The sequence below is a fragment of the Bacillus subtilis subsp. subtilis str. 168 genome (genome assembly GCF_000009045.1).
Classification (GTDB): Bacteria; Bacillota; Bacilli; order Bacillales; family Bacillaceae; genus Bacillus; species Bacillus subtilis.
The window spans coordinates 1,899,468-1,912,337 of the sequence record NC_000964.3; the positions used below are offsets into that span (position 1 = coordinate 1,899,468).

A 12,870-nucleotide genomic window follows, 5' to 3' on the forward strand; every position below is an offset into this window, starting at 1 on the left:
TGAGGAAATTCTGTAAAAGATAATCGGTTGAAAAGGCAGTCGATTCCTTGTTCCATAAACCTAACATCAGAGTATATAATTATACTCGTATTCACAAAAATCGTTTAAGTAAGGGGTATACATGAATAGGGGAGTTAGTTTTCAAATACCGAATGAATATGGAAATTTTCTATGGAGAATACTGCAGCCGGTAGAAATAGCTAATTATAGGTGGCAAACGAGTGGGGAATCTTATTTTGTTGTAGAAGGAGAGCTCGATGATGAGGAGCTTTTTCATGACTACGAAATTGTTGAGGGGGCAGTTTTTGAGCAACAATTAAAAACGAATCAGTACTATACCATTTTCGTTGAACTGAAAGCATTTCCATATGGAAAAATGGTTAATCAAGTCAATACATATGAAGAGTTTGCTGACAGTGATTGCGAACTTGTCCTTTTGATAGCAGATAATAGCTACGTTTCGATTTACTGTAAAAACAAAAATATCATTGAAAAACTTTACTTCAATGCTTTACAGCATGATTTTGAAGACGTTCAATTTATAACTGATGAAAATGACACAAGAACAAGCCTTACTGTATGATACTCAATAAAAATTAAAGGAGCTAGTACATGACAATGCAAATTAAAATCAAGTATCTAGATGAAACACAAACAAGAATCAGCAAAATTGAGCAGGGAGACTGGATTGATCTTCGGGCAGCTGAAGATGTAACAATCAAAAAAGATGAATTTAAGCTTGTCCCATTAGGTGTTGCAATGGAGCTGCCTGAAGGTTACGAAGCACATGTCGTCCCTCGTTCAAGTACATATAAGAACTTTGGCGTTATTCAAACAAATTCAATGGGTGTTATCGATGAGTCATATAAGGGAGACAACGATTTCTGGTTCTTTCCTGCTTATGCATTGCGTGATACTGAAATTAAGAAGGGTGATCGTATCTGCCAGTTTAGAATCATGAAGAAAATGCCGGCGGTTGAATTGGTTGAAGTCGAGCATTTGGGAAACGAGGATAGAGGAGGACTCGGTTCAACAGGTACGAAGTAAACAAAATAAATCCTTGGCTGTCTTCATGCTGTGTGATTGATCAATGGAGGTTTCAGCCAAGGTACATATAAATATTATGTATAAAATGAATATTTTAATACGAAGGATTTAATTAAAAACAAAGTTTAAAAAGGGAAGTTTTGAAAAAGTGAAATAGTAATAACTAAAGTCGATAAAGAACCTAAAGATGTCAAAGAAACAATTTTTCTGGTGCTTTGCTTTTTTGAAGGTTTACTTAGCTCGTGGATAACTGCCCCCCATAAAAGCATGGATGCTAAAATTATAATACTTATATACATAAAGATGCTCCTTTTATTATATTTACAGTTTTTACATTTTTATCGATTTTACCACATTTAGGATTGAGTTGTCGATGAAACAAGCATCTCTATAAAGAAATACTTTTATCTAAATTTTTATAAATAGGGGAAGGCAACTAAAAACTAGTAATGCCACTAATAATAAGCCAAGTTAAATGACTTGTGTTCATTAATAATTGAATTTTACAGCAGCCATGAGCACAAAAAAATCTGAGTTCGTCGATAAATATCATAAAAAAGCCCCCGGTATGTCGCCAGGGAATAAATAGACGTTTAAGAGATTTAGTGATGTTTTTTATATGATTCGACAAAATCATAATAATGATCATCGTCATCATAATACTTTTTTTCGTAATGATAATCGTGATCATCGTAATACTTTTTATCATGGTCATCATACTTTTTGTCGTAATCATAATGTTTTTTATCATGATCATAATACTTGTCGCAATCATAATGCTTCTTATCATTGTCGTAATACTTTTTGTAATATGTTTTTTTCCAAGTATAATACTCTTCTTTATATTTTTTATAATAACCCAATTAAATTCCTCCTTTATGTTATTCGAATTTAATTTATGAAGTTTAAATGATATGGTATGGTCAAATGAAATAAGAATAGTAAAAAGAGGCTGTTTAAAACACTTTCTGAAAAACAAAACGGATAGCTGTTTATGAAAATAAGAGCGAGAGAGAGCACTCAATCACTGTAAAATAATAGTAAAGTGTATAGAGAGATTAGTATACGTAAAAAGGGACTTTCTCATTGAAGAATATTTGAACGTTATGGTTAAGATTCAAGAGCTCTATGATGTGATTTTTCACACTGCTTTTGAAGGATTTAGAGTTAGACATCAAAAACAAACAGCAAAACCGGCTAGAAACAGATCATATAAGGAATGAACCGCTGCCAAATATCATAAAAAAGTTGTTAATGATCAAATGAATGAAATTAGAGAGAATTTATTTTAAAGAAAGCCCAATTGCACATGGACAAATGACAATTGATATTGAGGTAAAATACAATGCATTAAATCAGAAAAAGCTATTGGAGGATTTAATGTGTTTAGACAATTTCCAATTTGGTATACACAAACACCTGACTATTTGAATTTTTATGTACCGCAATATCAAACCATTTCGTATAATCCTCAACAATGTTATCAACGGTGTATGTACCAAACTGGCGGTAACTATGAGCTATGTGACAGACTATGTTATGGAGAAATACAGGTGTAAAAGAGGGGGATTAACTCCTCTTTAAACACACAGTGAGTGGAATAAGATCCTCACTTTATCTGCAAGTGCTTAGTATTTGCGATAATATTGCATTCGTAATAAATTATGCTTAGCAACTGAAAATGAAAGAAGGATATGAATAGTCATGACGCAATTCGATAAACAATACAATTCAATTATAAAGGATATTATCAATAATGGAATCTCAGACGAAGAGTTTGATGTAAGAACCAAGTGGGACTCAGATGGAACACCGGCACATACTCTAAGTGTAATCAGTAAGCAAATGAGATTCGACAACTCAGAGGTTCCGATTTTAACGACAAAAAAGGTTGCCTGGAAAACAGCCATTAAAGAGTTGCTCTGGATTTGGCAGCTGAAATCTAATGATGTTAATGATTTAAACATGATGGGCGTCCATATTTGGGATCAGTGGAAACAAGAAGACGGAACCATCGGACATGCATATGGATTTCAGCTGGGGAAGAAAAACAGAAGTCTAAATGGAGAAAAAGTGGATCAGGTAGACTATCTTCTTCATCAATTGAAGAACAATCCATCTTCACGCAGACACATTACAATGCTGTGGAATCCTGATGAATTAGACGCAATGGCCTTAACGCCATGTGTATACGAGACACAATGGTACGTTAAACATGGGAAACTCCACCTTGAGGTAAGAGCACGGAGCAATGATATGGCATTGGGAAATCCATTCAATGTATTCCAGTATAATGTGTTGCAGCGCATGATTGCTCAAGTGACTGGTTATGAGCTTGGTGAATATATCTTTAACATTGGGGATTGCCATGTGTACACACGTCATATAGACAATTTGAAAATTCAAATGGAAAGAGAACAGTTTGAAGCACCTGAACTATGGATCAATCCTGAAGTGAAAGATTTTTATGACTTTACCATTGATGATTTCAAGTTAATCAACTATAAACATGGGGACAAGCTTTTATTTGAGGTAGCGGTTTAATGCTGCCTTTTTATTGTGCAGTGAATAGATAGCAGGTATCCTAATTTCATTAAGCAATCTGGAAGATGAATAAAAATTGAAGGACAAACACGTATAATACATAAAAAAGATTAACTCTACAGTTAATCTTTTTTATTCAGAAGAAAATATCCTAACTTTGAAACTAAATACAAAGTAAAAGCAATCATTACAGTTCTAGATATTACAATTCCATGAATAGCTAGATCATATCCAGCAGGTATCAACGCATTTGTATTACACATAAAATATATAGATATTAGAAGTGCTACAATAACTAAAATCATTCCAAAAAGACTTGTTTTTTCATATTTCATACCAATTTCCACCCTTATTAAAGTTAGGTTTAAACAAAAGAGCTGAAGAAACGAACTATGACCAGTATGCTCCAAGGAAAACCGCCAGACAATGCTGGCGGCTTTTTGCTGCTTCGTTTATTTATTAACAGAGATCGTAACGTTATTTCCTGCAACTGAAACCTTTGCGAAATCCTGTGTATCTACCACAGGAGTGACGGCTTTATTGTCGATAGTGATGTTGTTAAAAGAGGTCGAAAAGGTTGCTTTGATCGCATCACGCTGGCTTTCATACGAAACAGCCGCGGTAGCAAGTGTTTTCCATTTTGAAATCGTGCCGATGTTGGTTCCTTGAATTTCTGTGATAATCCGTCCGGTGTAGCCGTCATTGTTCGTTCCCCAAAGGGTCATGCGCGTATTGCCGCTTAAATTTTTATAGATTGTCATTTGGACTGTGCTTCCAGGGCGGAAGCCTTTATTGTATGTGAATTTGTCTTTTCCTTCGATGTACGTTTCTTCATTTTTGGACCCAACCTTCATGAGGGGCTTCCAGACGTTGTATTGTTTGCTGTACTGAAGCCCGATATCGGCTTCAGTTCCGCTTGTTGCCCTAAAGCCAGAATAAATATAGGGAGTAGAGACCGAGTCGTTGTTTTTGACAGTTTCAGGAAGCACGATTTTAGCTGTAAAAACGGCGCCCGTACTGTTCAGGTAGACACGGCCGCCGATTCCGTTAGGCAGCTCGGATGCTGCTTTTGCGACTTGAGCGTCTGCCGCGGGTAAACCTGGTATACCTGATGAAAGGGTTCCGAAAAGAACTGCTGTTCCTACTGCACCTGCAATCAATACTTTTTTCACCAAAATTCCCCCTTTTGATAGTGGTTTCGCCATTTATTATACCTTATTTTGGAACTGGATTTACGTATATAAATCGACAAAATATTTCATTTTGAATGATGTAAGGTCGAAACGCTTCGCCAATCTGAAAGCTATATACCTTTATCAGAGGAAAGAATGAGATCACATTCGTTTTAACCGATTTGAAATTTTCCTCAAAATAAAAGTACAAATGCTTAAAGAAACGATTATTAAAAGAATGCCCGCTATCGTTTCCAAGCCTGTAAAAAAGAGGTGACGTTTCATCAATGTCTGTCCTTGTAAAATGATAAAAGCACAGATACCGACTAAGAAAAGAAAACAAATACTTAGGATTGCTAACGCTTTACGTGAGTATGTTTTCATTTCATCTTTAAAATACAGCAATACGAAAATAAAGCAGATAACATTGGCTATTGTTCTAATCACCTCAAAGCTTTTCATGACAACTGATATAAATAGACAAAGTAAAATGAGATAAAATACGATGTTTCTATACAAAAAACCTCTCCTTTTATGTAGGATCCTCAAAGAGTTTATAAAAGTTTCTTTGTAACTGCAATAAATTGAATGCGCTCACTTATGAACTAACTAAACTATGTACTAAATATTCACTATTCTTTTTCAGATTCAGTCACCAAGGTTTTCATAGAAAGGGAAGCTTCAGAAATATACATATAGTGCACAAACAAAAAAGACCCGGCAATAGCCGGGGGAAAGTAAAAACGAGGAGATGTTAATGGCGTTTAGTAGTGTTTTTTATGCTTTTTATACTCTACAACATAATCATAGTCTTTTTTATCGTGATCATAATATTTTTTATCATAGTCATCATATTTTTTGTCGTAATCACAGTCATAATCTTTTTTATCATATTCGTAATACTTCTTATAATACGTTTTTTTGACCGTATAATACTCTTCTTTGTATTTTTTGTAATAACCCATATATACTCCTCCTTTATTTTTACTACGCTTTATTATACGGCGAGTAGATTTTGCGGCTTGGACAGTTAAAATCATAGAAGGAAAAAAGGGCTGTCCAAATGATAGAAAAAGACAGATGACACAAAAACAAATCAAAATAAAGAGCCGATTTTTCATCGGCCCAAACGATTTATCCTACATTTGTTTGTCTTCTTTGTTTTCTGAGTCATTTTTTCTGATATCCTGAGTCAGTCCGCTTGTTGCTTGTTTAAATTCTGATAAGGCTTTTCCTGCTGCACGGCCAAGCGCCGGCAGTTTATCAGGCCCAAATACTAAAAAACCCACAAACAAAATAACGAGTATTTTTGTGAAGCTTAATTCCATATCCTTTTCCCCCTGATTGAAGTACAACCTTTTAAACAAATTATAAGAGATAGCAGTACAAATGGGAATGCATTTATTTTGAACATTTTAAAACCAGCACAAAGACGGATTCATAAAACGGCTGCTGCTGAATATAATGTCCAATGCCACCTGCCTAAGAAGCAGGAGGCAGGCTGGATCAATTATGTAGCTCTGCCGGAAATGATACAAACGTAGCGGCTATCATTGACATAGAGGAGTGGTGTAGCTGATGAGATTCACTAAGGTAGTTGGATTTTTGTCTGTTTTAGGGTTGGCTGCGGTTTTTCCATTAACGGCACAAGCAGAAAAAGCCGGAACTGCGGGGGCTGGAGAGTGGGATAAGTTGGGGACTTACACATATACTTACTCAAGTCCGACGGTATACTCGACCGGAGGAGATTTTAGAGTGTGCCTTTCAGGAAGCACTCCTTTTTCTGTTTCACTGCACTTATATGAGGATGATCCCGGTGACAATCCTGATGATTATGTAGGGGCAAACTATTTTTCACCCGGAGAATGCCACACCTTTGGCAGTATTGGAAAATTTGTAGATGGGAGCAATAACAAGGCCGAGTTCTTTGTTACCGATTACTCTGGTAAATCTAAAACTGTTACGTTTTATGATTGATGGACTCAAATTGTGAAGTATAACCCTTGGAAAAAAACAAAAAAGAGAGATACCTCTCTCTTTTTTATTCTTCGACAGCCTTACGAAGCCGTTCATTTACAATGCCAGTCCAGCCGCCATCCATCTTACCGCGAACGACGGAGCTTTTCTCGTTTGCTTTGCCGATCACTTCATTCGGCTCTTTCCAGCCGCTGTGAATAAGGGTAAACCCTGTCTTTTCCCCCAAGTCTTCTAATTGAAAGGTAACGACCCATCCTTCTGTATCCCATTCAAAAGAAAGTTCAGTTGGAGCTTGAACAGCCAAAACTTTACAAGGGGACGGCCCAAACGGCGATTGTAAGTGAAATTCTTGTCCTTCTTTGAGCTGAAAGTCATTGGGCATAAACCACTTGGCAATGCCTTCTGAAGTAGAGACTGTCTCCCAGACTTTCTGAATGGGAGCCTCCAGAGTAATGCTTTTTGTAATATCCGGTAATGCATTTTCGTTGTTTTGAGCCATTTCGTTTACCTCTTGACATATGATGTTTTTTCAATTCAATCATATAATAACTAATAAGATCATGTCCATAGCGTGCATTATTTATGCTAGAGCTGCTGTTGAACAGCGTGTCAGTCGCCAGTCTGATCTGTGAATGGGAGAATTCTGCATGCGCGAAAAAGAGAGAGAGGTGTATGTTGTCATTTCGTTCATTCTTGTTTGCAGCCGCAACTGTTATGTTTGAACTGGGATTCCTGTTCAGCCAATTTATTTTGCGATTTTTGTTTTAATAGTAAATGAGCCATTTTCTAAAACAGGAGGTTTTTTATGCTTGGAAAAATCAAAGCAGCCATTGATAATAGTCCAGGGAAGCCGGCCAGAATTTTAGTTAGTGAAAAAGCGTTTCAGCAATTAGAGGAAGAAATGCGCTTTGTTTACGTTTCCAAACCGAAAACGATAATGGGGATTCCTGTGGAAGTTTCAGATCAGGCAGAAAGCTTCAAGCTGGAATTTTAGTTTTCCCAGACTGCTAAAAGGCTCATTTTGTGTTAATTATGCAAAATGGTCAGGTTGATTTCTTTAAAAGCATGATGAAATGTTCATCATGCTTTTTTATTGAGAAAAAAGACGAACATAAAAAATAGGTATACGGGAAAAATAATCCTATTAGAGAGAGGGGAACTGACAGATGGATAACATGATATCAACACTTACTGACTGGAATGTGTGGTTTCAAGCGTTAGTAGTATTTCTCGTTCCATATGTAATCTATAAAGTGTTTACTTGGATTCATGTATAAGAAGGTGCAATGATGAGGTGGCGGAACAATCAGTACAAAACACAGAAGCAGCATAAATCAGATTATTCGACAGCTGAAAAGCAGGATCAGGATGTGTTAACCGGTAACATCGGATACGACTTAGAACATGTAAAAAGAAAAATAGGACATAACGGGGACGTTCATTTCCGTGAGCTTGAAATCACTCAATTACATGTGAAAGCGGCATTGATCTTTGTTGAAGGACTGTCTGATCAGGACTTGATTAATAAAGGACTATCAGTGTTAGTCATGAATCAACCTAATCAGGTAAGCGATGAAATTTCTCAATCCGGCAAAGGTATTTTAACTTCGAAACAGATAAAAAATCAAATCGTATCAATCGGTGATGTCATAGATTCAGAGAAAATCAGTGATATCGTGTTGAATGTTTTCATGGGTTCGACAGCGCTTCTCATCGATGGAATACCGCAGGCCTTTCTTCTGGGAACTGTAAAAAAACAAAATCGAAGTATCGAGGAGCCGCTTTCAGAAGCGCTTGTCAGAGGGCCGCGCACAGGCTTTACAGAAGAGTTGAGTACGAATACAGCTCTTTTGAGACAGCAAGGAAAAAATGATCAATTAACATTGCAGAGATTTGAAGTAGGAACACGATTAAAAAAGGATTTAATTATCGCTTATATGAATGACATTGCAGATCCAAAAGTAGTCGAGGAAGTAAGAAAAAGAGTGAGAGGGATTGAGATCGATCATTTGCCGGAGTCAGGCTACGTTGAACAGTTAATTGAGGATAATTATTTGAGCCCGTTCCCGCAAGTACAGAGTACAGAACGTCCTGATCGCGTCATAAGCGGATTAATGGAAGGAAGAGTAGCTATTCTGCTTGACGGCACTCCGTTTGCTTTGATTGTTCCAGTCACTTTCAGCATGATGCTTCAATCGCCTGAAGATTATTATGAACGGTGGTTCCCGAGCTCGCTCATCAGATTGCTGAGGTTCATCGCAGCAATGATAACGTTATTCGCACCCGCTTTATATATATCATTTATTTCTTTTCATCCTGGGTTAATTCCGACCAAGCTGGCGATTTCAATTTCCGGGACGCGCCAAGGTGTTCCGTTCCCATCTCTGATTGAAGCCTTATTTATGGAAGTCGCGATTGAAATTTTAAGAGAGGCGGGGCTTCGTTTGCCAAAACCAATTGGACCCGCAATAGGCATAGTTGGCGGATTAATCATCGGGGAAGCAGCTGTGCAGGCGGGGATTGTCAGTCCAATCATGGTCATTGTTGTTGCGCTCACAGCAATTTCTTCATTTGCCATCCCGCATTATAGCACAGGTATAGCACTTCGGATGCTTCGGTTTGGCGCGATGTTTTGTGCGGCGGTGTTTGGATTGTTTGGAGTCATTATGTATTATCTGCTGCTAAGCAGCCATGTCGTAAAGCTAAAGAGCTTTGGTGTGCCATACGCAAGTCCGGCAGTGCCCTATCACTTAAAAGATTGGAAAGACTTTGTTATCAGAATGCCTCTTTTAGTCATGAAGCGCCGGCCTAAAATGATGAATACAGATAATACAAAACGGGTGAAGTGATGAACTCGACAGGATGGTGATAAAGTCTCATGTTCAGCCCAACCAGTAAAATCACAACCGCTCAGGCAACGATTATCATCATTAATTATATGCTTGCTGCCGGAGTTCTTACGCTCCCTCGGACAGTAACAGAACAAACACAATCTCCTGATGGATGGATTTCAGTTTTATTAGGCGGGGTCCTAGCGGTAATAGCCGGGATGATTATAGCTAAATTAAGCCAGCAGTATCCTAAGGAGACCTTTTATGAATACTCCCGACATATTGTAGGAAAATGGCTCGGGCATCTGATCAGTATTGTTTTTATTACTTATTTTCTGGCACTCGGTGCATTTGAAGTCAGAGTCATGTCCGAAATCGTGGATTTTTTTCTCCTCGAAGGGACACCTTCTTGGGCCATCATTATGACAGTTCTTTGGATTGGGCTTTATTCAATTACACAAGGCCTAGATCCGATTGCACGGCTTTTTGAAATGATTTTTCCGATTACGGTCATCATCTTTTTAACGATAGCCCTCATGAGTTTAGGCATATTTGAGATCAACAATTTGCGCCCTGTATTAGGTGATGGAATCATGCCGGTTCTTAGAGGTGTAAAGACAACGAACCTTTCATTTACATGTTCAGAAATTATGTTCATTTTAGTAGCATTTATGAAAAAGCCGAAAAATGCGGTGAAAGCAGTTGTGATCGGGACAGGCGTTGTGACCAGTTTTTATATGATTACGATGATTATGGTCATCGGTGCACTATCAGTTGAGGGAGTTGTGACGAGAACATGGCCGGGGCTTGACCTGATGAGAAGTTTTGAAATACCTGGTTTAATATTTGAACGGTTTGAATCATTTCTGCTTGTGATTTGGATTATGCAGCTTTTTGCCACGTTTATTATCACTTTTTATGCAGCTTCCCTGGGAGTCTCACAAGTTTTTAAAAAGAAACCCCTTTCATGTATGTTTGGGCTGCTTCCTGTTATATATATCCTCTCTTGCATGCCGAAAAATGAAAATGACGTCTTTATATTGGGCGATACGGTCAGTCATATCGCTTTGTATATATTTGGCGCTTTGCCGATTTTGCTGTTAGTCATTTCGAAATGGAGGAAAAGAGGTGAAAAGTAAACTAAAACGTCAATTGCCTGCTATGGTCATAGTATGTCTGCTGATGATTTGCGTAACAGGATGCTGGAGCAGTCGGGAAATAGAAGATCTGGGTCTCACATTCGCTATCGCAATTGATAAAGGAAAAGAAACGAACACTGAAAAAGAGTTAAAAGAAGAGGGCGGGAGCTATCCGAAAAAAGACAACATTACGCTGACCTATCAATTTGTTAATGAAAAAGCGGCAGGCGCGGGCACAAGCGGGGGAGGCGGTAGCGGACAAGGAGCGCAAAAAGCGTACATTAATATAAGTGAAACAGGGGATTCATTACAGCAGATCGGAAGTGAGGTTGCATTAAGACGGGACCGAGAAGTGTTTAGCCCGCATTTAAAAGTTGTTGTCATGAGTGAAGATGTGCTGCACACATTTCCTATCGACGAAATGCTGGATCAATTTTTTCGTGATAATGAAATCAGGCTGAGCTGTCTTGTTTTATCTGCTAAAGGGGAAGCAAGAGACGCTCTCCAGCTGAAAGAGAACGGAGAAATTCCGGCATTTCGGCTGATTGGATTAGGTGAAAATGAACATAAAGTTTCCAGAATTCTTCCCCCTATGACACTCGCGAAACTAATTGGAAAACTGCATTCTGGCAGCAGCTTTTTACTGCAAAATGTGGTTGCGGCGAATGGAGCGGTCAAGTATTCCGGAGCAGCTGTAATCAACGGAAAATCGAAAAAAATGATAGGCACCTTAAATGAATATGAAACTGAGGGGATTACATGGATTAGAGGAGAAGGGAAAGGCGGAGTTGTCAAAAGTCATGATAAAAAGAGCCAACAGACGTTAGCGTACGATATCAATAAAATCAAAAGCAGAATTCAGCCAATCGTAAAAGGGAAAGATATTTCATTCCATGTCGATATTGAATCAGAAGGCGATTTGGTTGAAAACTGGAACACAAAAGAGGCGTTGGACACCCAGTTTATAGATCGTCTCGAAACGACTATTGAAAACGAGGTAAAGAAAATAGTTGGTCAGGTATTAAAAAAAATTCAGCATGATTATAAAGCAGATGTTGCGGGTTTTGATGAATCTTTTAGACTTACATATCCTCACTTATGGAAAAGGGTGAAAAATAACTGGGATGACACCTTCAGTAAAGCCGACATCACATACAGTGTGAACGTCACAATTACTCATTTCGGCACGGTTAAAACTCAGTAATGAATCCCAAGGAAGAGAAGGAAACCTCTCTTCTCTTTTTTATGCATTTATTAGGATAAAGATACTTTTTTTGGAGAGATATACACTTTTCAAATCGACCAATATGCTAATATAGGAATTGCTTGAAATAGAAGGGAGAAGGGGCTGTGAGGCAGAAACCGATTTATGTAGAAATCGAAATGAAATCTGATCTGGATACACTCTGGGAATATACACAAAACCCATCACTGCATAAGGAATGGGATCTCCGGTTTTCAAATATTACGTATTTGAATAGTCAGCCATGCGAAAAACAGAAGTTTCTTTACGAAACAAGGGTAGGCTTTGGATTAAAGGTGTCAGGTACAGGAGAAACCGTCGGTGTTTTCAACAAATGTTCATCTGAAAGGTCTTCTTCACTGGCTTTTGGCTCTGATCATCCATTATCTCTGATTCGGCATGGAAGCGGCTACTGGAAGTATATACAGAGAGAAAATGGGAAAATGACGTTTTTAACACAGTACCAATACAAAACAGCCTACGGACTGCTGGGAAGATGGATTGATCGTTTATTATTTCGGCCGCTGCTTGGCTGGGCGACTGCCTGGAGCTTTGATGCATTAAGGCTTTGGGTAGAGCAAAATAAACATCCGAAGCGCTTCATTCGATCTGCTATCATCTATGTGTTCATGTGTCTGTTTTTCAGCCTGTTTTGGTTCTATCAAGGCTTTGCAGGTGTTAAGACAAGCATATTGACAGGAACAGCGGAGATAGGCTTAGCTATTTTGTGGCTGCTTCCTTTAAAAAGAAAATGGATCATTCATGGTGTCCAGGCTTGTATTTTTGCTGGGTTTGCTTGTCTAGGTTCCGAAATATTCATGTGGGTTCTATTGAGTGTGTTTTCCGCTGCAAGCGGCGCTCTTAGCCTGCAGCTCCCCAGTGCCAGGCGCACAAAACGAAAGAGAAAGAAGTGACAT

18 protein-coding genes, 1 pseudogene and 1 other annotated feature are annotated in these 12,870 nt (G+C 38.2%); of the genes and pseudogenes, 12 read left to right on the forward strand and 7 right to left on the reverse strand.

Going from position 1 to position 12,870, the window contains the following annotated elements; translation table 11 throughout:
• Positions 1-121: 121 nt before the first annotated feature.
• Both yncE and dutA read left to right on the forward strand, forming a co-directional pair.
• The gene (gene yncE, locus BSU_17650) at positions 122-583 is read left to right on the forward strand and encodes a putative prophage protein (protein ID NP_389648.2); all 462 of its coding nucleotides are present in this window, start codon (positions 122-124) and stop codon (positions 581-583) included.
• Between the two features lie 29 nt (positions 584-612).
• On the forward strand, positions 613-1,047 hold the full coding sequence (gene dutA / locus BSU_17660; protein ID NP_389649.1) for a deoxyuridine 5'-triphosphate pyrophosphatase (phage origin): 435 nt from the start codon (positions 613-615) through the stop codon (positions 1,045-1,047).
• Positions 1,048-1,649: 602 nt separating this feature from the next.
• Here dutA and cotU read toward each other — a convergent pair.
• Positions 1,650-1,910 carry a spore coat protein gene (gene cotU / locus BSU_17670; RefSeq protein ID NP_389650.1) on the reverse strand — a complete coding sequence of 87 codons (261 nt, stop codon included), beginning with the start codon at positions 1,908-1,910 and terminating at the stop codon, positions 1,650-1,652.
• A gap of 234 nt (positions 1,911-2,144) precedes the next feature.
• Positions 2,145-2,270 (forward strand) — a sequence feature (Evidence 4: Unknown function but conserved in other organisms).
• On the opposite strand from cotU, the pseudogene ynzJ reads away from it, so the two are divergent.
• The 3 genes and pseudogenes from ynzJ to thyA all read left to right on the forward strand — a co-directional run bounded on the left by ynzJ (position 2,145) and on the right by thyA (position 3,591).
• Positions 2,145-2,270, forward strand: a pseudogene (gene ynzJ / locus BSU_17678). It overlaps the preceding feature by 126 nt.
• A gap of 43 nt (positions 2,271-2,313) precedes the next feature.
• The gene (locus BSU_17679; RefSeq protein ID YP_009513957.1) at positions 2,314-2,478 is read left to right on the forward strand and encodes a conserved hypothetical protein from phage origin; all 165 of its coding nucleotides are present in this window, start codon (positions 2,314-2,316) and stop codon (positions 2,476-2,478) included.
• A gap of 273 nt (positions 2,479-2,751) precedes the next feature.
• Positions 2,752-3,591, forward strand: coding sequence for a thymidylate synthase A (phage origin) (thyA, locus tag BSU_17680; RefSeq protein NP_389651.1), 840 nt, complete (start codon positions 2,752-2,754; stop codon positions 3,589-3,591).
• A gap of 122 nt (positions 3,592-3,713) precedes the next feature.
• Here the strand turns inward: thyA and BSU_17689 are convergent, their stop codons facing one another.
• From BSU_17689 to tatAC, 5 genes are all read right to left on the reverse strand, one after another.
• Positions 3,714-4,001, reverse strand: a complete 288-nt coding sequence (locus BSU_17689; RefSeq protein ID YP_009513958.1) for a hypothetical protein — start codon at positions 3,999-4,001, stop codon at positions 3,714-3,716.
• A gap of 42 nt (positions 4,002-4,043) precedes the next feature.
• Positions 4,044-4,766 (reverse strand): conserved exported protein, encoded by a 723-nt coding sequence (yncM, locus tag BSU_17690; RefSeq protein NP_389652.2) that lies wholly within the window; start codon positions 4,764-4,766, stop codon positions 4,044-4,046.
• A gap of 159 nt (positions 4,767-4,925) precedes the next feature.
• On the reverse strand, positions 4,926-5,282 hold the full coding sequence (gene ynzK, locus BSU_17699; RefSeq protein ID YP_003097731.1) for a putative membrane protein of unknown function (phage origin): 357 nt from the start codon (positions 5,280-5,282) through the stop codon (positions 4,926-4,928).
• A 245-nt stretch (positions 5,283-5,527) separates the two neighbouring features.
• Positions 5,528-5,728: a spore coat protein (outer) gene (cotC, locus tag BSU_17700; RefSeq protein ID NP_389653.2), complete on the reverse strand. Its 201-nt coding sequence runs from the start codon at positions 5,726-5,728 to the stop codon at positions 5,528-5,530.
• Between the two features lie 174 nt (positions 5,729-5,902).
• Positions 5,903-6,091, reverse strand: coding sequence for a component of the twin-arginine pre-protein translocation pathway (gene tatAC, locus BSU_17710; protein ID NP_389654.1), 189 nt, complete (start codon positions 6,089-6,091; stop codon positions 5,903-5,905).
• A gap of 78 nt (positions 6,092-6,169) precedes the next feature.
• Here tatAC and BSU_17715 point away from each other — a divergent pair, with 78 nt between their 5' ends.
• On the forward strand, positions 6,170-6,307 hold the full coding sequence (locus tag BSU_17715) for a hypothetical protein (RefSeq protein YP_009513959.1): 138 nt from the start codon (positions 6,170-6,172) through the stop codon (positions 6,305-6,307).
• A 34-nt stretch (positions 6,308-6,341) separates the two neighbouring features.
• The gene (gene yndA / locus BSU_17720) at positions 6,342-6,740 is read left to right on the forward strand and encodes a putative exported protein of unknown function (RefSeq protein ID NP_389655.1); all 399 of its coding nucleotides are present in this window, start codon (positions 6,342-6,344) and stop codon (positions 6,738-6,740) included.
• Positions 6,741-6,804: 64 nt separating this feature from the next.
• Here the strand turns inward: yndA and flvS are convergent, their stop codons facing one another.
• The gene (gene flvS, locus BSU_17730) at positions 6,805-7,239 is read right to left on the reverse strand and encodes a regulator of stress-related ATPase (flavonoid-sensing) (protein ID NP_389656.1); all 435 of its coding nucleotides are present in this window, start codon (positions 7,237-7,239) and stop codon (positions 6,805-6,807) included.
• 306 nt (positions 7,240-7,545) lie between these two features.
• On the opposite strand from flvS, the gene ynzB reads away from it, so the two are divergent.
• The 5 genes from ynzB (at position 7,546) to yndG (ending at position 12,867) form a co-directional block, all read left to right on the forward strand.
• On the forward strand, positions 7,546-7,734 hold the full coding sequence (gene ynzB / locus BSU_17740; protein ID NP_389657.2) for a conserved protein involved in spore germination: 189 nt from the start codon (positions 7,546-7,548) through the stop codon (positions 7,732-7,734).
• A gap of 292 nt (positions 7,735-8,026) precedes the next feature.
• Positions 8,027-9,589, forward strand: coding sequence for a spore germination receptor subunit (gene yndD, locus BSU_17750; RefSeq protein NP_389658.1), 1,563 nt, complete (start codon positions 8,027-8,029; stop codon positions 9,587-9,589).
• Between the two features lie 29 nt (positions 9,590-9,618).
• Positions 9,619-10,710, forward strand: coding sequence for a putative spore germination integral inner membrane protein (gene yndE, locus BSU_17760; protein NP_389659.1), 1,092 nt, complete (start codon positions 9,619-9,621; stop codon positions 10,708-10,710).
• Entirely contained in the window at positions 10,700-11,914 is a 1,215-nt protein-coding gene (yndF, locus tag BSU_17770; protein NP_389660.1) for a putative spore germination lipoprotein, read from the forward strand. The genes yndE and yndF overlap by 11 nt, the downstream gene beginning before the upstream one ends.
• Before the next feature lie 146 nt (positions 11,915-12,060).
• On the forward strand, positions 12,061-12,867 hold the full coding sequence (yndG, locus tag BSU_17780) for a hypothetical protein (RefSeq protein NP_389661.1): 807 nt from the start codon (positions 12,061-12,063) through the stop codon (positions 12,865-12,867).
• Positions 12,868-12,870 lie beyond the last annotated feature (3 nt).

Coding starts and splice junctions, on each gene's coding strand:
- yncE (NP_389648.2), top strand. CDS start 122: ATGAATAGGGGAGTTAGTTTTCAAATACCGAATGAATATGGAAATTTT.
- dutA (NP_389649.1), top strand. CDS start 613: ATGACAATGCAAATTAAAATCAAGTATCTAGATGAAACACAAACAAGA.
- BSU_17679 (YP_009513957.1), top strand. CDS start 2,314: ATGAAATTAGAGAGAATTTATTTTAAAGAAAGCCCAATTGCACATGGA.
- thyA (NP_389651.1), top strand. CDS start 2,752: ATGACGCAATTCGATAAACAATACAATTCAATTATAAAGGATATTATC.
- cotC (NP_389653.2), bottom strand. CDS start 5,728: ATGGGTTATTACAAAAAATACAAAGAAGAGTATTATACGGTCAAAAAA.
- tatAC (NP_389654.1), bottom strand. CDS start 6,091: ATGGAATTAAGCTTCACAAAAATACTCGTTATTTTGTTTGTGGGTTTT.
- yndA (NP_389655.1), top strand. CDS start 6,342: ATGAGATTCACTAAGGTAGTTGGATTTTTGTCTGTTTTAGGGTTGGCT.
- flvS (NP_389656.1), bottom strand. CDS start 7,239: ATGGCTCAAAACAACGAAAATGCATTACCGGATATTACAAAAAGCATT.
- ynzB (NP_389657.2), top strand. CDS start 7,546: ATGCTTGGAAAAATCAAAGCAGCCATTGATAATAGTCCAGGGAAGCCG.
- yndD (NP_389658.1), top strand. CDS start 8,027: ATGATGAGGTGGCGGAACAATCAGTACAAAACACAGAAGCAGCATAAA.
- yndE (NP_389659.1), top strand. CDS start 9,619: ATGTTCAGCCCAACCAGTAAAATCACAACCGCTCAGGCAACGATTATC.